Origin of the sequence: Paenibacillus sp. H1-7 (assembly GCF_022354825.1) — a bacterium.
GTDB lineage: Bacteria > Bacillota > Bacilli > Paenibacillales > NBRC-103111 > Paenibacillus_S.
Genome location: NZ_CP031168.1, coordinates 3,310,813 through 3,336,940, shown reverse-complemented (window position 1 = coordinate 3,336,940; position 26,128 = coordinate 3,310,813). Strand labels below are relative to the sequence as shown.

General features: G+C 50.7%; 17 protein-coding genes and 2 pseudogenes. 1 reads left to right on the top strand and 18 read right to left on the bottom strand.

Translation table 11 applies throughout. From position 1 onward, the window contains the following. Positions 1-6: 6 nt before the first annotated feature. From parE to DVH26_RS14775, 18 genes and pseudogenes are all read right to left on the bottom strand, one after another. Positions 7-1,980: a DNA topoisomerase IV subunit B gene (gene parE, locus DVH26_RS14855; protein WP_239634449.1), complete on the bottom strand. Its 1,974-nt coding sequence runs from the start codon at positions 1,978-1,980 to the stop codon at positions 7-9. A 71-nt stretch (positions 1,981-2,051) separates the two neighbouring features. Further along, a complete protein-coding gene (locus DVH26_RS14850) occupies positions 2,052-3,044 on the bottom strand; it encodes an ABC transporter permease (protein WP_239634448.1) in 993 nt (330 codons plus the stop codon). Next, on the bottom strand, positions 3,037-4,005 hold the full coding sequence (locus DVH26_RS14845) for an ABC transporter ATP-binding protein (RefSeq protein ID WP_239634447.1): 969 nt from the start codon (positions 4,003-4,005) through the stop codon (positions 3,037-3,039). Before DVH26_RS14845 ends, DVH26_RS14850 begins: the two co-directional genes overlap by 8 nt. A 28-nt stretch (positions 4,006-4,033) precedes the next feature. Next, complete coding sequence (locus tag DVH26_RS14840; RefSeq protein ID WP_239634446.1) at positions 4,034-4,858, bottom strand: GDSL-type esterase/lipase family protein; 825 nt, start codon at positions 4,856-4,858, stop codon at positions 4,034-4,036. A 291-nt stretch (positions 4,859-5,149) separates the two neighbouring features. After that, positions 5,150-5,509: pseudogene (locus DVH26_RS37300) on the bottom strand (M23 family metallopeptidase); the annotation flags it as partial. A gap of 15 nt (positions 5,510-5,524) precedes the next feature. Next, positions 5,525-5,626: pseudogene (locus DVH26_RS37295) on the bottom strand (hypothetical protein); the annotation flags it as partial. A gap of 1,222 nt (positions 5,627-6,848) precedes the next feature. Further along, positions 6,849-8,663, bottom strand: a complete 1,815-nt coding sequence (locus DVH26_RS14830; protein ID WP_239635378.1) for an ABC transporter ATP-binding protein — start codon at positions 8,661-8,663, stop codon at positions 6,849-6,851. A 32-nt stretch (positions 8,664-8,695) separates the two neighbouring features. Continuing rightward, positions 8,696-10,540 (bottom strand): ABC transporter ATP-binding protein, encoded by a 1,845-nt coding sequence (locus tag DVH26_RS14825; protein WP_239634444.1) that lies wholly within the window; start codon positions 10,538-10,540, stop codon positions 8,696-8,698. A gap of 391 nt (positions 10,541-10,931) precedes the next feature. Further along, the gene (locus DVH26_RS14820; protein ID WP_239634443.1) at positions 10,932-14,603 is read right to left on the bottom strand and encodes a dynamin family protein; all 3,672 of its coding nucleotides are present in this window, start codon (positions 14,601-14,603) and stop codon (positions 10,932-10,934) included. Positions 14,604-14,689: 86 nt separating this feature from the next. Beyond that, positions 14,690-14,962: an NAD/NADP transhydrogenase alpha subunit gene (locus tag DVH26_RS14815; RefSeq protein WP_239634442.1), complete on the bottom strand. Its 273-nt coding sequence runs from the start codon at positions 14,960-14,962 to the stop codon at positions 14,690-14,692. A 39-nt stretch (positions 14,963-15,001) separates the two neighbouring features. Continuing rightward, positions 15,002-15,667, bottom strand: a complete 666-nt coding sequence (nth, locus tag DVH26_RS14810; protein WP_239634441.1) for an endonuclease III — start codon at positions 15,665-15,667, stop codon at positions 15,002-15,004. A gap of 237 nt (positions 15,668-15,904) precedes the next feature. Continuing rightward, a complete protein-coding gene (locus DVH26_RS14805; RefSeq protein ID WP_239634440.1) occupies positions 15,905-18,637 on the bottom strand; it encodes an S-layer homology domain-containing protein in 2,733 nt (910 codons plus the stop codon). 52 nt (positions 18,638-18,689) lie between these two features. Then, the gene (locus DVH26_RS14800; RefSeq protein WP_239634439.1) at positions 18,690-19,247 is read right to left on the bottom strand and encodes a GerMN domain-containing protein; all 558 of its coding nucleotides are present in this window, start codon (positions 19,245-19,247) and stop codon (positions 18,690-18,692) included. 13 nt (positions 19,248-19,260) lie between these two features. After that, the gene (locus tag DVH26_RS14795; protein WP_239634438.1) at positions 19,261-20,913 is read right to left on the bottom strand and encodes an N-acetylmuramoyl-L-alanine amidase family protein; all 1,653 of its coding nucleotides are present in this window, start codon (positions 20,911-20,913) and stop codon (positions 19,261-19,263) included. 269 nt (positions 20,914-21,182) lie between these two features. Next, complete coding sequence (locus tag DVH26_RS14790; protein ID WP_239634437.1) at positions 21,183-22,688, bottom strand: AAA family ATPase; 1,506 nt, start codon at positions 22,686-22,688, stop codon at positions 21,183-21,185. Further along, positions 22,681-23,214 carry a hypothetical protein gene (locus DVH26_RS14785; protein WP_239634436.1) on the bottom strand — a complete coding sequence of 178 codons (534 nt, stop codon included), beginning with the start codon at positions 23,212-23,214 and terminating at the stop codon, positions 22,681-22,683. Before DVH26_RS14785 ends, DVH26_RS14790 begins: the two co-directional genes overlap by 8 nt. 194 nt (positions 23,215-23,408) lie before the next feature. Beyond that, positions 23,409-23,900 carry a cell wall elongation regulator TseB-like domain-containing protein gene (locus DVH26_RS14780; RefSeq protein WP_239634435.1) on the bottom strand — a complete coding sequence of 164 codons (492 nt, stop codon included), beginning with the start codon at positions 23,898-23,900 and terminating at the stop codon, positions 23,409-23,411. A 33-nt stretch (positions 23,901-23,933) separates the two neighbouring features. Further along, the gene (locus tag DVH26_RS14775) at positions 23,934-25,232 is read right to left on the bottom strand and encodes an amidohydrolase (RefSeq protein WP_239635377.1); all 1,299 of its coding nucleotides are present in this window, start codon (positions 25,230-25,232) and stop codon (positions 23,934-23,936) included. 268 nt (positions 25,233-25,500) lie between these two features. Here DVH26_RS14775 and DVH26_RS14770 point away from each other — a divergent pair, with 268 nt between their 5' ends. After that, positions 25,501-26,121, top strand: coding sequence for a DUF47 domain-containing protein (locus DVH26_RS14770; protein WP_239634434.1), 621 nt, complete (start codon positions 25,501-25,503; stop codon positions 26,119-26,121). Positions 26,122-26,128: the final 7 nt, after the last annotated feature.

The following is a 26,128-nucleotide window of genomic DNA, read 5'->3' as shown; positions in this document are numbered from 1 at the left end:
TTTCATCTACTCCTCGAACTCGGTGAAGTCGACATTCTCGATAATCCAGCGCTTCCGCGGGTCAACCTTGTCCCCCATCAGCGTAGATACACGCCGTTCGGCTTTGGCCGCGTCCTCAATCTGTACCTGCAGCAGCGTTCGGGTAGCAGGATCCATCGTCGTCTCCCACAGCTGGTCCGGGTTCATCTCACCCAAGCCTTTATAACGCTGCAGCTCGACGTTCTTACCCAGCTCCTTGTTAAGCGCCTGAAGCTGCTCATCCGTCCAGGCATACCGGATCGAGCTGTTTTTGCCGGCTTTCTTCGTTACCTTATAGAGCGGCGGCTGGGCGATATATACTTTGCCCGAGTCGATCAGCGGCTTCATATAGCGGTAAAAGAAGGTCAGCAGCAGCACTTGGATATGCGCGCCGTCCGTATCGGCGTCCGTCATAATGATAATCTTCGCGTAATTGCTTTCGGACGCGTCAAATTCGGGACCGACTCCCGCACCGATGGCGGAAATGATCGCCTTGTACTCGTCGTTCTTCATAATATCGATCAGCTTCGCCTTCTCGGGATTCATCGGCTTCCCTTTCAAAGGCAAAATAGCCTGGTGCTTCGAATCGCGCCCCTGCTTGGCCGAGCCGCCTGCGGAATCTCCCTCAACGATAAACAACTCGTTTCGCGAGTAATCCTTGGATTGAGCCGGAGTCAGCTTGCCGCCCAGGTTCGAGCTCTCGCTCCTGCCCTTCTTCCCGCTCCGTACTTCTTCGCGGGCTTTGCGTGCCGCTTCTCTCGCTTTGGCGGATTGGACCGCCTTCTTCATTATCATTTGGGCGACCTGAGGGTTTTCCTCCAGAAACACCGCCATTTTATCCGATACGACCGAATCGACGACACTGCGCGCCGAAGCGCTGCCGAGCTGGTCCTTCGTCTGACCGACGAATTCGACTTCACCCATTTTGATGTTAATGACGGCCATCATGCCTTCCCGCAAATCCTGGCCGTCCAAATTTTTGTCCTTTTCCTTCAAAATCCCGGTTTTCCGGGCATAATCGTTCATTACCCGCGTATAGGCGGTCTTAAATCCGGTCTCATGCGTTCCGCCGCCGCGGGTCGGAATCGAGTTGACGAACGAAACGATCGTTTCGGTATAGCCGTCGTTGTACTGCAGCGCCACTTCGACTTCGATCTCGTCCTTCTCCGCCGTGTAATGGATTACGTCATGCAGTACCGTCTTATCCTCGTTCAAAAACCGGACGAATTGGCTTGCGCCGCCTTCGTAGAGGAATACCTCCTGCTTGTCCGTCCGCTCGTCCTTAATCGTCACCTGGAGACCGGAGTTCAGAAAAGCGATCTCTTGTAAGCGCTCCAGCAGCGTATCGTAGTTTACGGCAATGCCGCCCTGGAACACTCTTTTATCCGGCTTGAACGTTACCTTGGTTCCGGTCTGACGCGTATTCCCTATGACTTCAAGCCCTGTAACCGGCTCGCCGACATGCTCGACTCCGTTATCATCCACCCCATATTCGAACCGCTGACGGTGAGTTTTGCCGTCCCGGTAAATCGTAACCTCCAGCCATTCGGACAGCGCATTCGTAACCGAAGCGCCTACGCCGTGCAGTCCCCCGGACTTCTTGTAGCCCCCGCCGCCGAACTTGCCTCCCGCGTGCAATATCGTAAAGACGACTTGCGGCGTAGGGATGCCCATCTTGTGCATCCCCGTCGGTATGCCGCGGCCGTTGTCATAGACGGTAATCGATTGATCCTTATGAATGGTCACATCGATTTTGTTGCAAAACTTGGCCAAATGCTCGTCGACCGCGTTGTCCACAATCTCCCATACCAAGTGGTGCAAGCCCGACGTGCTGGTGCTTCCTATGTACATGCCCGGTCTTTTGCGGACCGCAACCAGGCCTTCGAGTACTTGTATATCGTCAGCGTCGTAATCCGAACGCGTGGTCGCAGCGGCATCAAATACATCTACCTGATCAGCCATTGAAGACCCCCCTTTACCTGCAAAGCTTATGTTCTAGTGAGTTATACTGTGCATTATATCATCTCGCACCGTTAGTTCAATATATCTTTTTTCGTGAATACCGTAAAGGAGACGATTACCGAAGCAAGTCCCCAGACGGTCAGAACAGCGAGCGAGAACGGCAAATCCATTCCTTTGATCGGCGGCAAGCTGCCCGTCAAATAGTCGGTCAGCCGCAGGTTGACCATGAACAAATATTTGGCCGCCTCCCAAGACGAGACCATGTTGGTCAAGATCGTTCCCGAAATTAACACCGCGAGCATCAGTCCCATTCCCGCCGCCGTACTGCGGATCAATACGGAAACCATAAGCGACATGACCGCGACGATAAGAGCGGAATACCAGACAAGCCCGAATTCCATGATCAAATACAGCCATTGATCTACCGCACGGACATAGGAGGTGTCGACCTCGGTTCCGACGATCTGGAAGCCGAAGAAGACGGGCATATCCCATCCGCCATATCCGAACACGATCCCGGATATCAAATAACAGAGGAGCGCCGTGCAGGTCACGATTAACGAAGTAAATAAAACGATACTGATCAGCTTGCTCATCAAGATTTTCCATCGTCCGACCGGCCTTGTCAAGAGCAGCTTGATCGTCCCCGTCGAATGCTCGGAGGATACCAGGTCCGAAGCGATGACCATAACCATCAGCGGAATAAAGAGGCCGACGGCATTTTTAATGAATTCTCTTGTAAAGGTTACCCCGTTAGGAGCCGCAGGATTCACATCTTTATCCAAATAATATTGCGCAAGCATGACCTCCACCCGGCGAAATTGCTTCCATTCCTCCGGAACGCGGGCGCTCCCGATGCTTCGGGTATAGTCGACAATTTTCTGTCTTTGCTCCGCGCGCCAGTCCGAAGTGCCGAACTGCTTCAGATTGTTTTCCGCCACTTTCATTTGCGCATAAGTAAACATGGGGATAAGAGCCGTCAAAATTAGCAAAACGACGAGAAGCCGCTTCTTTTTGATGATTTTGATGCACTCGTTTTTGACCAGCGGGTATAGGCTAACCAATGCGTTTCCCCTCCGTTAGGCTTAAAAATAAATCTTCCAGCGTCGGACTTTTCGTCTCTACTCCATACAGCTGAATTCCCGCTTCGACCAGCTGACGGGTTACAACCGGTACCGTCTCCGGATTCAGCTGCGTGACGATATCATGCACTTCTTGCGAGGAATCGCTGCTGTCATACTCTTCCGCCTTATGGCTTACATCCAGAACGACCACATCATTCTGCGCATTAAGCAGCTCCAGCGCCCGTTCCTTCGGAGAAATGCGCCACACGACCCGGCTTGCGGACTCGTCAATCAAGGCGTCGACCTCGCCGACCTTGATCACTTGCCCGTGGCTGATGATCGCAACCCTGTCGCACATTTGTTGAATTTCACTCAACAGATGGCTCGACACGAACAGGCTTAATCCGGTCTGTGCCAGCTCTTGGATAAACATCCGCATCTCCTTGATCCCTTGCGGATCCAAGCCATTCGTAGGCTCGTCCAAGATGAGCAGCTTCGGACGGTTCAGCAGCGCCTGCGCGATGCCTAAACGTTGACGCATCCCGAGAGAATAGGTTTTGACTGTATCGTGGATACGCGCATCCATCCCGACGATCTTGACAACCTCCTGAATCCGCTCCTCGTTGATCCCCGGCAGCATGCGGGCAAAATGCTCGAGGTTTTCCCACCCGCTCAAATACGAATAGAGCTCCGGATTTTCAACGATACAGCCTACGTACTGCATCGCTTCGTTGTGCTGCTTGTGCACGTCGTACCCGCATATCGTAATGGTGCCTTCCGTCGGTGCGATGAGATCGACCAGCATGCGGATCGTGGTCGTTTTGCCGGAGCCGTTGGGACCAAGAAAGCCGAATATTTCGCCTGCATACACCTCGAAGGAAATGCCTTTTATAATCTCTTTCTTTTTGATCGTTTTCTTCACATTGTGGACAGACAATACAACTTCCGGATGGCTTCCCATAATCCTTCTCTCCTTTGTCTGCTGCGATTTATTTCACAACCTGGACGACGCGCTCGGCGATTCGTTCGTAACCGTCCTGATTCGGGTGAAAATGATCCGTGTACAAGTATTTGTTCAGGTTCAGCTCGAACAGATCGTAGGTCGGTATCAGCACCATATTCGGGTATTTATTGATCATTTCGAACGCAGCCGTATTCCACTTCTGAATGAGCAGCGAGCCTTCCCTTTTCTCATCCAAGTCAAGGAACGGATGATACAAGCCGACGTAGGCAATAACGGCATTCGGATTGGCTTTGGCCACCGTATCCAATATTTGACCGAGCCTCTTCAGCGCCTCCGGCACACGGCCCGCCGCCGCTGCGGGATTAAAGCCCTCCTCGTTTTGCCCGTTGAATATGCCTTGTCCACCCTCGAATAAATCGTTGCCTCCGATCGTCAGAAGAACTAGATCTGCTTGGGCGATCGATTTGCCGATATCCTGCTTCGCATCCATATCCTTCAGCACATCGTAGGTACGGAATCCGGGAATGGCGAAGTTGTTGAGGACGAATACCGGCTTTCCGAATTGCTTTCCAAGCATCTCCTTCACCTGGCCGACATACCCTCGACCTGATAGATCGCCGGTGCCTGCCGTTAACGAATCGCCCAATGCCACAATCTGAATTTTCTCTTTATCGGCGAATGAGGTTTTCACCGGCTTCACTGTTTCTTGAGGCGCTGCAGCGACATCCGGATTGACTGCTTTCTTGGGAAAAATGATTTGATTGAATGCATACACAAAGCCAAAAATACACAGCAGCGTAGACAACAACGCGGCAAGTCCGACCGTACGCCATAAAAATCGAGTAGACAAGACAATTTCTCCCCTTTACCAGCATTCGACAATTGACAGTCGCTTCATTTTAGAGTAGCGGTTTATGGGGCAATTTGCAAATGTACGGCAAAAAACCGGTGATCGTTAGCCGATCCCGGTCTAGTGATTGTAGTTGTGAATGACTGCTCAAAACCGAACCTTCACAAGGTTGTACGTTGATAAAAAATATTTATCAGATCAGAGCTTCTAAGACGCCGCCTTGCCCAAAAATTTCAGCGGATTCAGCTGCGAATCTCCCTTGCGCACCTCAAAATGAAGGTGAACGCCGGTAGCGTTCCCGGTCCTCCCCATGACGCCGATTTTCTCGCCCTTCTGCACGTTTTCTCCTTCGGTAACGGATATTTTGCTTAAATGCCCATACAGGGTGCTGTAGCCGTTCTGATGGTCGATAATGATACAGTTTCCATACCCACTTTTCCAGCCGGCAAACACGGTTTTACCATGATCAGAGGCCAATATACCCGTCTGCTCCGACACCATATCGGTCCCTGGATGCAGCCTGCCCCATCTTTGGCCGAACTCGCTTGTGAGCTGCGCTTGAAAGACTGGCCACGCGAAGCTTCCTGTTCCGACGCCCGGAATGACTTTGGTTCCTTTTTTCACAACAGCCTGCTTGGCCGGTTGAATCATGATCTCGGCTCCAACCGATTCGCTTATCAGCTCGCCATTAATTTTTGTCGTCAAATAGTCCACACTTTTTACGCCTTTTTCCCCGGCCGTTACGGTCTCAAAGCTTCCCGCCTTCATCTCAGGCTCTTCAATATACGCGGTCGTAAAAGGGATTTCCACCGATTCGTTGTGCTTTTCTACGGTTTTCAACGATAAAAGCGGCTTCATTACGGTCAAATCGAGTACATCCCCAACCCGGATCACCGTACTCTTGATCGATGGATTGTTACTGTAAATCACTTGCTGGCTGATTCCGAACTTGTGAGCGATACATGAGATGCAATCTCCCCGCTGAACCGTATATGTAATGGGCTGCATGCCGCCCGTTTCGATCTTGTTTAATAATGCTTCCGACTCGTCCACTTGCTCCGGTTGAATCTCCACCGCGGCAAGCTCCACTTTTTGCGTCCATTCTGCGGACACAAGCTGTCCGCCGCCGCCCTCTGCACCTGCCTCCGCGGCTGGAACATATTTACTCTTGTACCTGTCCAAAAGCCGGTTCACGGCCTGCTCATCCTTGACGATTCCAAGCGGAACCCCGTCGATTTGAATTTGTACACCGCTGGTCCGGACTCGCGCCCTCTTCTCCAACGACGCCAATACCTGCTCATTGTTGAAAGCCGCTTTATACTCCTGCTCCTTCACAAAATGCACATCCCCAAGTACCATCTCCGCCTGAACGGTCGGATTTTGCAGCTTGATCTGCTGCTGTTTACGTGCCAGCCAATCGTTGACGAGAGCCTGGTCACTGACCGCGCCTATGTGCTCGGTTCCTACAAACACTTGATACCGGGTAACGATATGCTGGTACATGTATACATAAACAGAGGAAAAAACTACAACGAGCACCGTCATCAAGCAGCACGAGACGACCAACCATTGATTCTTTTTCCAGCTTGTTATGTAATCCACTTGAACCTCCTGCACTTCAAAATATTTACGAACACCTTATCATCGTATTCTCGCTAGTCCCTGAATAGCACCTCTCTTCACAATACAGGTCTTCCGGCCAATGTGTGAAGAAACAGCAATCGACACAAAAAGACACCCTTGCGGGTGTCAATTTTGTCGTGAAGCCCTTGATATCGAAAATTCTGTATGGTAACCCGGTGGGGTACCTCCTTCCAGCTGCTGTTGTTTTCAGAAAATCTTTAATTTATCGCTTTCTAGCAGTAATTTTCTGAAAACAAAGGCGGTCGCTTACGCTCCTCCAGGAGATACCCCACCTACCCCCAGCTACTATTTTCGGGTAAAAACGGGTTTCTCGACAGACTGAGACACCCTTGCGGGTGTCTCCTTGTTAGCCTACTTCTCGTAAAAAGCGGTATTGCGCTTCAATTAATCCGTAGTAAATTCCCTTATGTCGCATAAGCTCTTCATGATTTCCTTGCTCCATAATGTTTCCGTGATCCAGTACGACAATCTTATCCGCATTGCGGATGGTTGACAACCGGTGAGCGATAATGAAGGAGGTTCTGCCTGCCAGAAGCGTCTTGAGCGCTTCCTGGATTTTGAGCTCGGTTTCCGTATCGATACTTGCCGTCGCTTCGTCGAGAATCAAGACGCGAGGATCGGCGAGAAGCGCGCGGGCGAAGGAGATCAGCTGCCTTTGGCCCATCGAGAGAACGTTCCCCCGCTCCTGCACCTCGGTATCGTAGCCTTGGGGCAGGTTTACGATGAAATCGTGAGCGCGTACCGCTTTAGCCGCAAATTCAATCTCTTCGTCCGTTGCATCGAGACGCCCAAACCGGATGTTATCCCGAATCGTCCCCGAGAAGATGAATGTATCCTGCAGTACGATACCGACCTGCGAACGCAAGCTCGGAACGGAGACATTGCGGATATCGTGACCGTCGATAGTGATCGAACCGCTCGTAATGTCGTAAAAGCGGCAGAGCAGGTTGATAATCGTGCTCTTGCCCGATCCCGTATGGCCGACGAGGGCAATGGATTCGCCCGCTTTTACGCTGAGATCGATGCCTTTTAGCGCCAAACGGCCCGGTTCGTATTCGAATTCCACTTTCTTCAATTCAATATCGCCTTTCACCCGCGGCAGTACGACTGCATCGGCAGCTTCATCCACGTTCGGCTTCTCGTCGATGAACTCGAAAATCCGTTCCGATGAAGCCATAGCAATCAGCATTTGCGAGTACATCTGACCGAGACGGTTGATCGGCTCCCAGAAATGTCCGATATACGTAGCGAAGGCAACCAATATACCTATCGTAATTTCTTCTTGTTGTATCAAATATGCACCGAACCAGAATAAGATACAGTAGCCGATAGCTCCGGTAACCTCAATAATCGGGTTGAACGATTGGTTCAGCGTCGTCGCCCGGTTCCACGACTTATGGTTATCAAGATTCATGTGGTCGAAGAAAGCGATGTTTTCTTTTTCCTGCGTAAACGCCTGTGTTACCTTGATCCCTTGAATACATTCGTTCAAGTGGGCATTGATTCGCGACTGCTTCGTCTGCACAACCTGCCATGCACGTCGAATATGTAAACGCAGCTTGGTAGAGATGACGAACATAATCGGTACGGTAACGATAATAGCCGTTCCCAGCTTGAAATTATAGAATAACAGGATGAATATAATACCGATCAGCTGTACGCAGTCGATCAGCAGGTTCACGACCCCGTTGGTAAACAGATCCTGCAAGGAGTTGACGTAGTTCGTAATCCGGACCAGAATCGATCCTGCAGGCCGCTTGTCGAAAAATTTGAACGACAGCGTCTGAATGTGACTGAACAAATCGTGCCTGAGATCGTAAATGACCTTCTGGCCAATCATATTCGTGTAGCGGATTCGGTAATTGTTCGCCGCCCACTGAATGACGTACAATCCGAGCATCCCGCTAACACATAGCATCAATAATTGCGTGTTGCCCTGTTTCAATGCATTGTCGATGGCATAGGCGATAAGCAGCGGATTCAGCAGCTTCGTTAAAGCTCCAACGATCATCATGGTAATAATAACGGGCAAAATTTGCTTAGAATAAGGCTTCAAGTAATGACTGAGCCGCTTTACCTGGCCCCAGTCGAACTCTTTATCGAGTACTTCATCGTCCTGATATACAAACCGTTGACCGGCCTGGCTGTTATCAGCCTTCAGTCCGGACGCCGCTTTCGCTGACGCTGACTTGCTCACTGTGCGTACCCCCCTGTTTTGGCATGAACCGCTGCTGCAACCTGATTCGCCGCCTGATGGCTTTCCTCCGGAACGACGGAATGAACGTCCGCCGATGACTGAATGAGGTCCGGGTTGTCGGCAAATTGGATTTTATAGGTTTCAAGGTACGGCCCTTCTTGCTCCATTAGCTGCTCATGGGTACCTCTTTGAACAATGTGTCCTTCATCGAGTACAATGATTTCATCCGCATGCCGGAGAGAAGAGATCCGATGAGCGATAATAAAGGTGGTCCGCCCTTTCATCACTTCCTGGAACCCTTGCTGAATTTCGTGCTCCGTCTCCATGTCGACTGCGCTGGTTGCGTCGTCGAGGATCAAAATTTTCGGATTTTTCAACAAAGCGCGCGCAATGGCGATACGCTGCTTTTGGCCTCCGGACAGTCCCATGCCTCTCTCGCCGACAATCGTGTCGTAGCCTAACGGCAGCTCCATGATGAAGTCATGCGCTTTGGCCAGCTTGGCGGCATGAATTATTTGATCCATAGACACATCCCGTACGCCGTAAGCTATGTTGTTGCGGATGGTGGATGAGAACAGGAACGTTTCTTGGAATACGATGGCCATTTGATTGCGCAAGCTTTCGAGCTCGATGTCGCGGACGTCCCTTCCATCTAATGAAATGCTGCCGTCCTTGACGTTATAGGCTCTCAGCAGCAGCTGAATGACCGTGGATTTGCCCGATCCCGTTCCGCCGAGCAGCCCGATGACCGAACCCGCCGGCGCGTCCAGGTTAAAATGGTGCAGAGCAGGCTGTTTATCGGTATAAGCAAACGTTACGTCATCGAAGCGAACATGTCCTTGAACCTGATCGGAGGACAGCTGAATCGCGTTCTCTTTATCCTTGACGTGGACATATTGATGCAGGACTTCAAGAACCCGTTCACCTGCCGCCTTGGACTGGGTAAAGTTATTGATATGAAACCCGATACCCCACATTGGCCCGATGATGTACCAGATCAAGCTGAAACAGGCAACCAATTCTCCGAGGGATATCGATTGATTTATGACCATATAGCCGCCGATCCCGAGCAAAATCACGACGCTCAGGTTCGCGAACAGCTCCATCAAAGGAAAATAGCGCGCCCAAATTCCGGATGTCAACACGTTATTGACCTTGTACTCTTCGTTGCGCTCCGAGAACTTAATAATTTCATGAGGCTCCCGGGCAAACGATTTCACGGTGCGGACACCGGTAATGTTCTCTTGAACCGATGTCGTCATCGTGCTCATCGATTTGCGGATCGACCGAAAGGCAGGATGTATTTTCCCCTCGAAACGGATCGCCGTAAATACAAGAAACGGCATAAAAATCATCGTGATCAAGGTCAGCTGCCAGTTGATGCTTACCATCATGATCGTCCCGAAGGTGAACATCATGAAAACGTTTAATATTTGTACGAAGCCGAACCCTATGAAATCTCGAACGGCCTGCAAGTCCGCTGTGAGACGGGACATCAAATCCCCTGTGCGAGCTTTATCGTAGTACTGAAACGACAAATACTGCAATTTTTTGTAACATGCATTTCTCAAATTATACGCTACATTGTTGCCGAGCCTTCCGCTCATAGTCCCGTGAAGAAACTGGAAAAAGGCTTTACAGCTTACCACCCCTACGACAAGTAATGACAGATAAGGCACCACGGAAAAATTGTTCTTCGAAATCACATCGTCAATCAGGTAGCGCAGCAGGTTCGGGTAAACCAAACCTAACGCCGTTGCGGTCATCAGCGAGAAAATCGATGCGAACAAATACTTTTTCTCCGACCAGTAAAATTCCTTAAGTTGCCTAAAGACTTCCATGGTGACCCCCTCCAGTGACTTGCAGCCTAAAAAGGCCGCTTAAGCAAAAATTGCTTCCGAAGCAGCGTGGACTGCATTCGAAAGCGTTCGCTTTTTTTGAATCTTAACATCATCCCCCGGGAGCGGCAACAAACCGTCCTGTCATAATTCCCCTTTACGGGAGAAATAAGCGCATTTCTTCACAAAATGGCAGCACAATCCACCTATATCACGTGAATAATGCCAATTCCCGCCAATGAAAACCCTTTCAATAAAACTAATGAAATCGGCTGTCCCCGACAGGACAGCCGACATGAAATTGCGGTTTGAAGCCAGTGAAACTTTCGGTATAAACCGTTTTTTCAACCAAGAAATTCGAGGGTGGGACAAGACTTACAGAGCCTCGGAAGACCTAGAGAAACGACTGCAGCTTGCTCTGCTTCGCCTGAAGCTCGCCGATATCGATCGACATCTCCAAGGCGGCCAATTGGCCCTCCGCATATTCTCCAAGCTCCCGCTGCATCTGTTCCGCCAAATCGCGGTACCATGCCTGGAGCTGCTCGCGGTATTCCGCCTCCAGCCGATCCGTCTGCTGCTGCACGAAAGCGGCCAGCGGCTCGTTCAGCCGCGCCTCCAGCTCGGTTCGCATCGTCTGCTTGCCGTCTCCTTCGAAGAAATGCTTCGCGTTCTTATAAAATCCGGCAAGCCACTTCAACGTTACGCTGTCACCGGCATGAAAAGCGTCCGACAGCTGCGGCGTCTGAAGCTCCCGCGGTTCATAGGCCGAAGGCTGGAACGCGGAGAGATCGGCGCCCAGCGCCAGAAGCCATTGCTCTCTTCGTTTCTTGGCCGTCTTATGAATGGCATTCTCCACTCTCAGCGTGGTCGCGAGAATTTCTTGCGACAAGTCGAAGGCAATCATCCGGCGCAGATCGTCCCAAGCGGACTGTATGATGGACTTTGTATCTTTGCCTTCCTCGCGGAATACCGCCGGGTTGAAAGCCAGATTGAACAGCTCGCCGAAACGGAAACCGACGCGCTGCTTCACATAATAGAGCAGCTCCTCGATTTCTTTACGGAGCTCCCGCTCTTCCGGCTCGGTCGAGATGCCTTGCAGCATCCCGACCGCCTCTTGCAGCGCCTTCCGAACGGCTGCCGCTTTGTTGCTGCGCTCGGTGGCATCCGACTGTGCGCTCCCGATCCACTGCTTCAGCACGTCGGATGCACGAGCCAAATCGGTGATGCCGGACCGAACGGCAATTTCGGTAAGCTCCTCCAGAGAGAACCGGACGAAATCCGATTCGAATTGTGCGATACCGGAGTTTTGTATCGTTTCTTCGCTGCCGGCCAGCTTCCCTTCCAGCGCGTAATAGCTCGATAACGGGTAAATCCGCGGTTGGCGGATTCCGTGCTGCTGCAGGTTGGTCACGACATGCCCCACAACGCCTTCAAGCTCTTCCGCAGTGGATGCAAGATCCGCCGCATTAACGATGAAAAACATTTTATCCAGCTCGAAGCTGTCCTTCACGCGGCCAAGCTGAAGCAGAAACTCCCGGTCGGCGTGCGAGAAGGCATGGTTATAATAGGTAACGAACAAAATGGCGTCCGCATTTTTTATATAGTTGAAGGCAACGCCCGTATGGCGCGCGTTAATGGAATCCGCCCCCGGCGTATCAACCAGGACGATCCCTTGATCGGTTAACGGATTGGAATAATACAGCTCGATCAGATCGACGAAGCACGATTTGGCTTCGTCGGCCGCATACGCGCCGAACTGCTCCTTATCGACTTTCAGCTCGCTGCCGATATGGTCTTCAACGTCGCTCCAGCCCCGCTCCACCGCTTTGAGGAAGGTGTAATGAGGCTTGCCCTTAGCCGATACTTGCTCGGCCGACAAGCGGCGGATCGCGCTCAAGCCCTCCTGGAGCGTAGACACTTCGATTCCGAGCACCTCGAGGGAATAGCGGATATCGTCGGTAAGACGGTCCATCGTCTTCATCCGTACTTTCGCCGTGCCGTGAGGCCATCCGTTCTCCGGCTCCGGCGGCATGATCTTGTTGATCGCCGCGGTCGTAGGATTCGGCGATACCGGAAGCACCCGTTCGCCGATCAAAGCGTTGGCGAACGAGGATTTGCCTGCGCTGAACGCGCCGAACAAGGCGATGGTGAAGCGGTTATGCTCCAGCCGCTCCGCCTTCTCCTGCAAGGAGCGGCAGATGCTCGCCAGCGGAGCGAGCCCCGCAAGCTCCTGCGCGCCCTGGGCGAGCCGCGCCGCCGCTTCGCGCAGGCGGGCGCGGTGGCCGCCCTTCGCCAGCGGCGCAGCGCCTGTGCGCGCCGCGCGGCCCGCTGCGGCGGCTACCGCCGCTAGGGCATCGCGCGCGGCGTCGTCGGCGGCAGTCTGCGGCGCTGCGGCGCCGGAAGCGGCCGCCACGTTGGCCGCGGCCGGGTCCGGCAGCGCCGGCGCAGCCACGTGCAGCGCGGCAAGCGGCGCCTGCAGCTGCGCGGCGTAGGCCGCCTCTGCGGCGGCGAGGCGCTCGAGCTCCCGCAGGCTGCCGAGGCGGCTCTCAAGCGCGCCGAGCTGCTCGCGCAGGCTCTTCAGCTGCGGCTCCGTCGCAGCCTTAAGGGCGGCCGCAAGCTCGTCGATCAGATCATGCGCGAGCTTGCGGTACTGCATCTTCAGGTCGCTCGCCACCTGCTTCGTATAATTGAGCGTATAATCGCCGCCGAAGCCGGCTGCTTCATTGACTTGATCGGCGAGCCATTCCGGCCTCACGTCAACATGCAAACGCTCAACAGCGGCTCTGACGCGGTCCGGATCAACCTGCGGCGAATCATCCATTCCTTTGCTCAGCGCCTGCTGCAAATGCCGTTCCACCTGCGTCGCGACCTGTCCAGCGAAATCGCCGTGGAACGCAGTAAGCCGTCGCTCCACTTCCTTCGCCGTCTTGGCTGCGCCTGCGAAGAAGCCTACCTTGAAGCCGGGCTTCCGGCTTTGCAAATACTCGTGCGCCAGATCGCGCGTCACCGCGGGTGTGATATTGGCATTGTCCAATATCGCTCCCACTTCCTTGCGCAGCGCCGCACGCAGCGTCTCCGGCAACGCTGCCGTCTCGGCTGCCGCCTTGCCAAGCTCCGCCCACTGCTGCTGTGCCGACTCGGCACCCTCGTCGGCGGCTAAGCGGGCGCGCAGCTCCTCTTTGGCCGGCTCGTTGCGCTCGGCCATTTTTCCGGCATGCGCCGCAGCCAGATGCTTCGCCGACTTTTCCAGGCTCAGCGACGTCAGCTGCCCGCGTTCCTCGATCAGCCTGCGCAGCAGCCAATCCAGCTTGCCCCACTCGCTGTGGGGATAAGCCGGGACCTTAACGGACGTATAAATAATCCCGTCGGGCTTAATGTGCCAATTGCCGAACGCTTCCTTGACTCCTTCGCGATACGTTTCGAAGGACAGCTCCTGATCCCGGTGTTTGTCCACCTGGTTGATCAGCAAATACAGCGGCTTGCCCCACTCCTGCATTTTTTTCGTGAAGGCAAAATTGATTTCCGACTGGACATGGTTGTAGTCCATTACATAGAACACGACATCAGCCAGATGAAGCGCAGATTCTGTCGCAAGATGGTGGGCATCGTCCGTGGAGTCGATCCCCGGTGTATCCAATAGCGAGGTGTGCTCGCCAAGGAACGGAATCGGATACCGCAGATTGACCGTTTCAATGGCTTCTCCATCTCGGCAATAAGCCGCCAGCTCCTCCAGCGGTACGGTCTGTACACGCGCTTGCTCCACGTCTCCTTCTACCCGGTGGGTCACTCTTGCTCCCGCTTCACCGTTGCTGATGCTGACGATATTCGCGCTTGTAGGAATCGGACTCGAGGGCAACAGCATATGCCCGCACAATTTATTGATCAGGCTCGACTTCCCGGCGGAGAAGTGTCCGCAAAAGGCGATATAAAAGCTGCCGGTTTCCGCTTTCTGCAGCAGCTGCGTAATTTTCTTCTTATTTTCCGCATCCTTAGCTTCCTCTACCTGTTTAAGAAGCGTCCGAATCGCGCTTTCCATGGTTTCCCCGATAACTGTCAAGTTGCTCATCCCAATCTCCCCGTAACTAATTTCTAATCCCCCATAATTATTGCAGCTTTGTGCATACAACAAAAAAAACCGAATTGCTTCGGCTTTTAGTGTACCACACTTTCCTTCTCGGGGATAAAGATTTCAAACAAGTTGCGGTGCTGCAAAATGGTGATGTCTTTATCGCGAACTTTCATAACGACAACTTCCGGCTTCGTTCTCATGCGGTCCAAATAGTTGTCCGGAACGCTTCCCGATTCCATAACGGTTACGCCTTCCACTTGCTTCTCTTCATTCTCTGCTAACGGTGTGCTGAGCACCTTTTCGTAAATATCCGAGAACACTTCGAAATCGTTGGTGTATACTGCGATACATTTCATTGTTAATCCCATCCTTATTTTTTGCTGTGGTAAAGTTTGCTACTGTATAGGTTTCCTACGACTACCGGATTTCATACGTTTTTTTCCTTCACGACACGATTCCGTCAGCGGACAGCTCTCGCATTGCGGGTTTTGCGCCTTACAATGATAGCGCCCGAAAAAGATCAGCCTGTGATGCGTCTCCGTCCATTCCTCACGCGGAACGAGCTTCATCAGCTTTTTTTCCACCTCGAGGACGGAATCCTTCAGGTTCGCCATTCCCAATCGCTTCGAAACACGTTCCACATGGGTATCCACTGCAATAGCAGGAACGCCGAATGCGTTCGATACTACCACGTTAGCCGTTTTCCGGCCCACGCCCGGCAGCTCTACCAGCTGCTCGTGAAGCTTTGGTACTTCACCGCCATACTTGTCCAACAACATAGCGCACAACGCCTGAATGTTCTTGGCTTTATTCCGGAACAACCCGATACGCCGAATATCCTGCTCCAGTTCTTCCAGTGGAACGGCTAGATAGTCTTCAGGCCGCTTATACTTTTGAAACAAAGAAGCCGTCACCTTGTTGACCGTCTCATCCGTACACTGGGCGGACAATAATACGGCGATCGTCAATTCGAAGGAATTGGAATGATTCAGCTCGCAATGGGCATCGGGAAACATGCCGGCTATCGTATCGAGAATGCTGCGAACCTGCTTCTTGTTCATTGGCACAAGCTACCTCTTTCTCGTAGTATAAACTTCAGTTTAACGAATCGCGGCATAGGAATCAATGACTTCATACGACAAAATACGAACTTTTCACGAAAATTCTTAATAAATTTTTCGACAAGCCCTAAGAAAGAAATACCGCCTACAGGACAGATATTGATGCTTCTCTCCTATAGACGGTTTCATGAAAGTAAAAGTTACTGCCTTTGTGCAGAAAAATAAGGAAAAATCCGATTATTTTTCTACTTCGTAAATTTTATCATCCAACACGTAAATGGTTACTTCATCGTTTTCTACGAAGCTCGACGGTGCAACGGTCGTAGCGCCTTGGTGCAGATAGGCTCTTGCGTAGAAGTTGTACGTCGTTTTATCGCCGGAGCCGCCCGGCTTCAGCTGGAGCAGGTTCAGAACCGGATCATAGGAGCTGACCGTCCGTTTGGAGGCTGCGGCTTTCGTAATGATCAATTGGTCCTTGGCGTCTTTGATGATTTCGACACGATCATTAGCTTTAATGCTGTTCAAATCCGCCGAAGTGGTGCCAAACTCCTTGATTACGAACTTGCTGCCTACCGTTAATATTTGTACTCCTTTGGCGTAATCCGAAACCGTAATCGTGCCGGCATTGGAATCCACGCCTGTCACTTTACCGCGAGTAGTATTCAAAATTTCCACGTTCTCCAGCTTTTTGCCGGTGTAAGAAACCTTGATATACTCATCCACCAAAATATCACCGAAGCTGTGCGTCGCTTTACCCGGATTCACAATCTTATCATTGCTGTCGATCGTGAATACAAGCATGCCGCCGCTCTCGTCTTTTACGCTTAGCTGTCTTTCGGTGGAGTTGGATATGAGCGTTTTGTATACGTCGGTTCTCTTCACGGCAATTTGCGTAATGAGATCCTGATCTTTATTCAAGTTGCCGACTACGGTATCGCCGATCTTAAGGTCGCTCAAAGTAGCGCCGGCCTTCGCCAAGGTTTCCACTCCGATGTTAGCCATCATACTGAATGTTACGTTTTGTCCGCCGGACGCACGGATGGTAATTTGATTCGTGCTCGAGTTGATTTGCGTTACGGTTCCTTCCGCATTCATCGCATATTTAATGCTGATGACCTTATCTTTGGAAACCTTCAAATCCACCTTCGTGCCCTTGGTCTTGGTAAATTTATCCGTAAAATCGTCCAGATTCATCGGAGCATCCCAATAGCTGATTCCTGTAGTATCTGTCATCCGATAAGCAAACGGATTTCCGTTCTCGTCGGTAACCGTAAGCAATTTCGATTCAGGCTCGTAAGTGACGATTTTGGCAAACGACATTTGTTTGACCGATCGGCTCGTTACGCCAACCTTAACAACCTTGTCGTTCACCAGATCCAGCTTCAATTGGTCTCCGGCTTCCAGATCGAATAATCCGGCATTGCCCAAGCCCTCGATGGAAACTACGGCATTTTCCGCAATATAATAAGCACCCAATGTGTTGTCGGCCTTGTTAATCGTCAATATTTTCTTATCTTCGCTGACGCTTTGTAACGTTCCTTCGATACTCGCTCCGATGTCGGCCTGCTTGGATACCTTGATACCTGTAACCTGGTTGCCTTTAATATCATAGGAAACGATATCTCCCGAACGAACCTTCGACAAATCGCCTGCCGCACCGCCTGGCAAAGTTACCGACAGCTTGATGCTGATCGGGAATGTCTCGTTCTGTCCGGACGCCTTCTCCATGAACGTAATCGTATTCGCGTCGCGATCAACGTTTACAACGCTGCCTTCGGCCGTCTTGGTAACCGGAACTTGCTTCACAATGATTTTTGAATATTTGGAATTCGGAATAAGCAGGTTGCGTTTCAGCTCAACAATGCTTCCGAGCGGAATGGAGCCCAGACTCAAGCCGCGGCCGTCTTTATCCGTCACCGTTACGTTAGGAGCCAACTCCTTCAGATCCTCCGTACCGCCTTGAGTTACGGATACCATCATCTTAGGCACATAAATTTGATCCAGCGTTCCTTCGAACGTTTCCATTTGCTCTTCGTCATTGGTCAATTCGATGTATGAGGCCGTTCCATTCGATTGAATGACATAGATTTCATTGGTTTCCTTCAACTGAGTCGAAGGAATTCTGCTGTCATCCTTGGCATTATAAAATACGGTATCCGTTGAAACGGTAAACTCCTTGGTATTTCCTTTTTTATCCAGAACCGAAATTTTACGGTCCTTCATTTCCATCATATAACCGATGAATACGCGATCCGAACGGGTCGTCAATTCCTTGTCCGCTCTGCTCAGGAACGTCGCCATTTGCGCACGGGTGACATTTCCCTTCGGCTGGAACATATTGTCGTCCATCCCGTTGACGATGTTCAAACTAACGGCAGCATTGATATAGCCTACCGCCCAGGAGGAGATGTCCTTGGAATCGGCAAACGTCGACGGATCGGCATTTTTTTGATCGGCCAAGTTTTCTTTATCGATGGAACGAATAACGAGCTTTGCGACCCATTCTCTTGTTGCAGACTTGGATCCCCAAGCGGTCTTGGAGTTTGCCGCAGTTCCGTCGGATTCTTCCTTGACGCTCAATAAGCCTTTTTCAAACGCCAATGCTATGTATGGTTTGGCATAACTGTCCACCGTAACCGGCAGATTCGTTTCCGTCTTGTTCTTCAAGGCTTCGCTTTCCAGCCCCATCATCCGCACGGCCATAATGACGACATCCTGCTGGGATACTTGGGTATCCGGGCTGAACTTGCCTTTGTCTACGCCCTGAATAATACCCAATGCGGCCAATTTGGTAACATGCTTGATCGCCCAATGGTCGCTAGCGACGTCGGTAAATGCAGAGCTTGTATTCACCGCAGTTGTTGAACTATTCTTAACCGTTTCTGCAGCGAACGCGGGACTGCTTACCAGCATGGATGCCGCAATGATCGCCGCGGCCATTTTCTTGGTGTGTGTATGCTTGTTGTTCATGTTATTGCCCCTTCCGGTATACTTTGGTAAAGAGAGCCTCAAAAAAGCGCGGTTATCCGCGCTTCATCGGATGAGGCAGGTCCATATGTCCCATTAAACTGTCTACGGCTTTTCCGTCTAGTAAAATATCCAGACTCTGAATCTCTGAAAACTGGAAAACCGTTTTTTTCATAGCTTCCAACAGCATCGCTTCTCCGCCGGAGCCTAATCTCGACTCGGGAGCCATCGATACGTCAACCGTTAAAGTTCCATTCTTTAATGCAACGGAATTGAAAGTAAACCCTTTTAGCAGCGCCAGATTCTTGCTGTCCGGGCTGGCTGTCAAAGCTTTCAAGGCTGCCGCATATTTGTCGCTGTCTTCTTTGTAAGTGATAGATGCTTCCTGCTCGACAAGCTTCTCTGCATTTTCATCCCCATAATATACCTTGATCTTCAATTGCTTGCTTTCCGGTACGGCCGGTGTCGGCGCCGGCGTAGGCGTCGGTTGGGTTATGGGGGTCTGTGTCTGGCTCCCCGAACCTTGCGCAGGAGTTTTGGCCTGCCCGCAACCGGACAACAGCACGATCAACGTCAAACCGATTATGGCGCTGTTACGTATCCGTCTTTGCATCGCTACCCTCTCCTTAGTCGATATTCAACTGCTGTTTGATAGCAGCAACGATGGACGCGGCAACTCGATCCTGGAATTCTTCCGAATACATGGCTGCTTCATCGGATTTGTTCGTTAAAAAGCCGAGCTCCAGCAGTAAGGAAGGCATCGCGGTATTCTTAATGACATAGAAATTGTTCTGCTTTACCTTGCGGTCATTGAATTGCGTAGCCTTCAACAGCTTCTCGTGCATCAGCTTGGCGAATTCGAGACTTTGTTCGGTATAATAATAGGTTTCTATTCCTTCCACCGATTCTTTGCCCGCCGAATTGCCATGCACGGAAACAAATAGATCCGCCTTTAAGTCGTTGGCAAACTCGGTACGCCCGTCCAATTCAACGAATGTATCGTCGTCGCGCGTCATATAAGGCTGGATGCGCGGCTCTTTTTCCAGAAGCTTGTATACTTTGGTCCCCAAAGACAATACGAAATCTTTCTCCCGTCGTTTCGTAAGGGATATCGCGCCGGTATCTTTGCCGCCATGCCCAGGATCGATCACAACCTTATAACGGTCCTTTGCTGCGGAAAGCGTCCATGACAGCTGAGATGTGACGGTCGCTGTACTGGATCGGAAATCTACTTTTTTATTCAAATCTATTATTATTCTAACGATAGACGATTCTTTTGAAAATAGCAAATATCGAATTTGCGTGACACTATCGTGGTTCTCCTTGATATCGCCTTCGCCTTTCTCATTCAGCTTCAACGAAGGATCCAGCTGCCCGTTAGGGATATCGATGACAATGCGATCCGGATTGGATTCTATCTTTACGCTAGGTTTGGTTACCGCTCCGCCGGTCTTGATTACGAACTGGTCCTTCTCAAGCGAAATCGAGCGGACGGTCGTTTTCGTTTCTTTCCCATTGTCTCCAGACGTCTGCTGATCGTCTTTAGAGCCGGATTCCGGCTTGCCAGCCGGTTTGTCCTCAGGTTTGTCTACAGGTTTGCCGGAAGGCTTGTCCGCTTCGCTGGCGTTTGTACCTGTACTGCCTTTGTCCTGCCCGGTTCCTTCCGGTTTAGACGGGATCGGAGTCGGTGTCGGTGTTGGCTTCGCCGGCGATTTATCGTCGTTCTTGGAATCCTCAGGCTGTTTTGTGTCCGACGGCTTATCAGCCTCAGCCTGCTTGTCCCCGGAACTGTTGTCTTTACCTGTAGAAGCTTCTCCCTCAGCATTGCCTGCGGAAGGCTGCTCCTCCTCGTTCTGGAACATAAACACGGATCGCGTCAAATCGTCCCATGTCACCTTCACGCCGAATTGCTCGCTTACGAACCGCAAAGGCAGCATCGTACTGCCTTCAACAATGGTCGGGGAGGTTTCCAGCTTAAAGCTCTTGTTATTCACTAAAGCTTCCGCTTTATCAATGAAGAGCTGGATGCTGACCCCGGATTTATCTACCGTAACCTTGCGGCTTTTTTCCTCCCATTTCACTTCCGATCCCAACGATTCCGCGATAATGCGTACAGGCACAACCGTATTGTTCTTAATAATTCGTGGCGGCACTTCCGCATTCAGCTGTTTTCCGTTCAAGAACAATTGAATCGGCTGAACCGCGGCAAGCGCCATCATTGGAAATAGCAACAGAGAGACAAGCAGCATAGAGATTAAAGCGGTAATAACTCTCATCATACACCTCAGCTTATGTAGTATTATGTTTATGGATATGATCGGAAATCGGATCAAAGGATATTTTGGCGAAACTTACCAATCTATTAGACTCAAAAATAGCGAAAAAGTTGCGAAAATCGATAAATTTTTCATAGAATCGCTGCTGCCCTTGCCGTAAACCCGTCTTGCTGAGCCAGAACGGTTATTTAACGCAAAAAAGCTCAAAAATACAAGCAGCCATGCTTGCATCTTTGAGCTTTGCCCGAATTTGCCTAGGCAAACCGGAAATATTAAGCTGTTTGCAGACGGGATTGCTCCAGCAATTCTCGGAACTGATCCCCGGAGAGCACTTCTTCTTTGATCAAAATATACAGCGATTGTTCAAATACAATCCGATGACGTTCCAACAGCTCGCGAGTGCGCTCCGTAAGCTGATCCAGAATCATCGCGTTTTCCTTCATCAGCTCTTCCTTCGTTACCATTTGACGATCTATGATCCCAAGATTCGTCAAACCGGAATCCATCATCGTGCGCACCATATTCAACGACTGTTCGAAGTCATTACGGGAGCCTGTGCTGCGTCCGCCGTAGAACATTTCTTCGGCTACTGCTCCGCCCAAGGCGATAACGATTTGATCCTCGATCTGCTCTTTCGTATACAAATACTGATCCTGCTGCGGATTATGACGCACATAGCCGAGCGCCTTGCCGCGCGGGCTAAGCGCAACCTGAGACACGGAGCCGGGACGTACCGCCTCAGCTGCAATCGCGTGGCCCAGCTCGTGCAATGCGACGCGGTCGCGTTCTTCTTTCGTCGATTCACGGTCCGTTCTTTCGCCGATCATGACTTTGTCCACGGCTTGGGACAAATGACGCTGCTCGATCAGCTCGCTATCTTCACGCATAGCATAAATCGCCGCTTCGTTCATCACGCTCTCCAGCTGCGCGCCGGAGAAGTGGAACGTTTCCTCTGCAATGCTCTCCAGATTGACATTCTCGGCAAGAGGCTTGTTTCTGCCGTGCAAATTCAGGATGTGCAGTCTGCCTTTCTTATCAGGCAAATCCACTTCGATATGACGGTCGAAACGTCCCGGACGAAGCAATGCGCTGTCGAGCATTTCCTTGCGGTTCGTCGCGGCCATAATCAGCACGCGGGGACTTTCCGTCGTGTGGATGCCGTCCATCTCGGTCAGCAGCTGGTTCAGCGTCTGATCGTATTCGCGGTGCTGGCCGCCATCGCGCTTACCGCCGATGACGTCGATCTCGTCTATAAAGACGATCGCGCTGTCTTTATTTTCTTTCACGGCACGGCTGCGCGCTTCCTTGAACAAATCGCGGATGCGGCTCGCACCGACACCGACGTACATTTCGACAAACTCACTGCCGGATGCGGCGATAAATACCGAATTCGTATAATGCGCCGCAGCTTTGGCCAGCAGCGTTTTCCCGGTGCCCGGAGGCCCTTCAAGCAAGATGCCCTTCAAAGGACGAATGCCCAGCTTGCGGATTTCTTCGTGCTTAATAAGAAAATCGAGCGCTTCTTTCAGCTCCGTCTTCGCCCGTTGCTGTCCGCCGATATCGTCGAACGTCATATAGGACGGTGCCTGCTGTCTTTTCGACTTGCCGCCCGAGCCTCCAAAGCCGGCGCTGGCGCTGCGCATTTGATTCATATAGAACAGCGAACCCAAAATAATGGCCATAAACACCAGCGGAATGGCGTTTACTCCTATGAAAAAGAGGAATATTATTAAGACCGGAATAAATCCGATGGCAATTTCTTTATAGATCTTACTCATTAGGCCACACCCCCATTTTCTCAGGCGTGCGAGGAAGCATCACATATTTGCTTTTGTCACCGTCCGTCAATGTAATGAAGACGAATTTGTCATCCATTTCCGTCGCCACTTTCATATCCGATGCATTCTTGACACGGGATTGCAGGGTAGTCGGGATTTGAGCGTAATGTCTCGTTTCCATGGCCTGAGCCACATCGAACAACGCCGAAGACCACCATTGCTCCATCTCCGGAGTCGTATCGTTCACGACTTTAAGCTTCAACTCTTTTTTACCAAGGAAAGCAGTGCTTTCATTTTGAATTTTCGCATAGGTTTCGCGCAAGCTTGTTCCCGGTTGAAGCTTCAATTCCACTATAGCCTCATTATTCGTAATACGCGTATTGACCAAGTCCACTCCTGGCGTTTTCGCAACGATACTTTCCAACGGATTCTCCATAGCATAGCTTTGATATGCAAACCAGCCGCCAAACAAGACGGATGCCGAAATAACTACACTTACAAGTACAGGTAAGAGACGCAACTTCATGAGCCGACGTCCCCCTTTCTATTTAGTATATCGATTAATATATCGCCGCAAGCATATTAAGAGTATATCACATGATATATCAAAAGTACTGATGCAATGTGTGGCAATGAAGCCATTTCCCTAACAGAACAATAAAAAAACGAAGCTTATGCCGGAACCCGCGAACTCTCAGGAACCGACATTGGCTTCGCTATTCATTGAATGCTCAGACGATAAGTGTCCAACCATGCACCGTCTTTAAAACTATAATAATCGTAATAAAAGCGCTCGCTGCCTGTTTCATCGGCCGGCAGCTTGTAGAAAGCCTCCCAGACCAAATTTCCGTTCAGCACGCCGGGCATCGTCCGCAGTACGTCCGCCGTCGGCTGCTTTGTCTGGAGTACCGAGAGAACCTGCTCTTCCGTAACTCCATCGCTTTGCATTTGAGTGAAAATCTCGTCTTCCCCAACCCATACGATCAGCTTTTGCGCAATTTTATCTTCACCGCGGATGACGGTATACGCTTTGTCTCCTACGAACCGCTCTACTTTGTCCGCTTTCGTCAAAATCGTTTTTTCGTAGGCGGTCTGTACCGCGCTTCGCTGGATTTTCCATTCGTCTTCCTGAACGGCGTTAATGAAGCGCAAGCCAAAAAACAAAAGAAGAGCAGCTGCAGCGACCGCTGCAACCGCTATTTTGATTTTCATGTTGAAACTAACCTCCTATGAGTAATCATCCGATTACTCGCTAGTCAGCCGTTCGAAGCAGCGCTGAGCTTCAAATAGCACCTTTTCTTCATCCAAAGTGAGGCATTCGCCGTCTTTCACAATTCTTGCTCCGTCTACCCACACATCCGTAACGTCTTTCGCCGACGCGGAATAAACGACGTGGGAGATGAAATTCGTTTTCGGGAAGAAATGCGGCTGGTCTATATCGAGCGCGATGAAGTCGGCCTTCATTCCCGCTTCCAGAGCTCCTACATCATCAAGCCAGATTGACTTGGCTCCTTCCAATGTACCCATGCGCAATGCCGCTTCGGCAGGAACGGCCACAGGATCTCCAGTAACGGCTTTATGAATCAGAGCAGCCAAGCGCACTTCTTCGAACATATCCAGGTTGTTGTTGCTCGCCGCGCCGTCCGTACCCAAGGATACTTTCACCCCGTTGTTCAGCAATTCCGGCACTCTTGCAATTCCGCTTGCAAGCTTCAAGTTGCTGCCCGGATTATGCGAGACTCTAACGTCATATTTCTTCAATACTTGAATTTCTTCATCCGTCAAATGCACCCCGTGGGCAATTAAGGTTGGTCTTGCGAATACACCGAGCTTCTCCAAATGAGCAACCGGTCTTGCGCCATAGGAATCTACATTATCTTGTACTTCTCTCGCCGTTTCGGACATATGCGTATGAATAGGAAGATCCAGATCATGAGCTGCTTGTACAATACGTTCGATATAATCCGGAGGGCATGTATAGGGAGCGTGAGGCGACATCATCGTCGTAATGCGACCTCCCGCTTTTCCGTGCCAATCCTTCGCGAATTGGATCGCTTCTTTCAGCTTCGCGTCCTGCACCTCCGGAGGGCATAGACCGATTACGCCGCGTGTCAGGCATGCGCGCATACCGCTTTGTTCCACGGCTTGCGCCACTTCATTCATATGGTCGTACATATCGACGAACGTGGTAGTACCGCCTTTGATCATTTCCAGGATCGAAAGCTGGGTTCCCCATTGTACATCGTGTGCGGTGAATTTGCCTTCCATCGGCCACATCTTCTCTTGCAGCCATACTTGCAGGGCAAGATCGTCACCATATCCGCGAAGCAGTGACATCGCTGCATGGCAGTGCGTATTCACCAGACCGGGCATGTACAATTTGTTGTTCCCGTTGATTTGCTCATCATAATGATCCAAAGGAAGCGGCGCTTCTTTACCTATATATGTAATTACATTTCCTTCAATCACCATACACCCGTGGACTACCGGATTATCGTGATTCCATGTTATGAAAATCCCATTTGTAATAATCGTTTTTTTCATCATCACCTAGTCCTTCCCATGTTCAATAGCATCAATCTCCACTGTACAACTTCAATCCGTCAAAATCAAGTAAGGAATGCTGGCCCAGTCCCAATTGGGGAGCATAATTTGAACATTGATGAACATCTCCCGAAATGGACAAACTATGATTGCATTCCATCAGTATCATGTGTTATTTTTATTTTTGTGTTAATTTTAACGCTATTTTTCTACATAATCTGCGTTAATCAGCGTTTTTATATTGAGATATTATTAAGGAGGCCGTTTCATGCTTTTTGCCAAAAAGAACGACACCGACTTTTTGCTCCTGTTAATCAAAGCGTCGGAGAACACGCTGCACGCGGCACAAACGTTCCGCAACGCCGTTATGGGGGATCAGCCGCCGGCTGCATTTTACCCTCAGCTGAAGGATTTGGAAAATAAAGGCGACCAAATCACGCACCAAATCTTTAAAGGCCTTAACAAAGTGTTCATAACTCCTTTGGATCGGGAAGACATTATGGAGCTGGCCTCCAAAGTAGATGATGTGATCGACGGTATCGAGGCGACTATCGCACGTTTCGATTACCTGAATATCAGCACAAGCGATAATTACATGAGAGAATTTTCCGCCGTATTGGTCGATAGCTGTCAGCACATTCTGGACGCATTCAAATTGTTGTCCAAAAAGAAATATATGCAAATTACCGAACACACCGTTCAGATCAACAGCCTGGAGAACGAGGCGGACCGTCTCATGCGCGAAGGCATTCGAGAAATTTTCTTGAATCCGAAGGATCCGTATCATGATTTTAAACTGAAGGAATTGTATGAGCGACTCGAACAAACTACGGATGCCTGTGAAGACGTAGCGAATATTTTGGAGAGCGTCGTCCTGCGATATTCGTAAGGTCTTT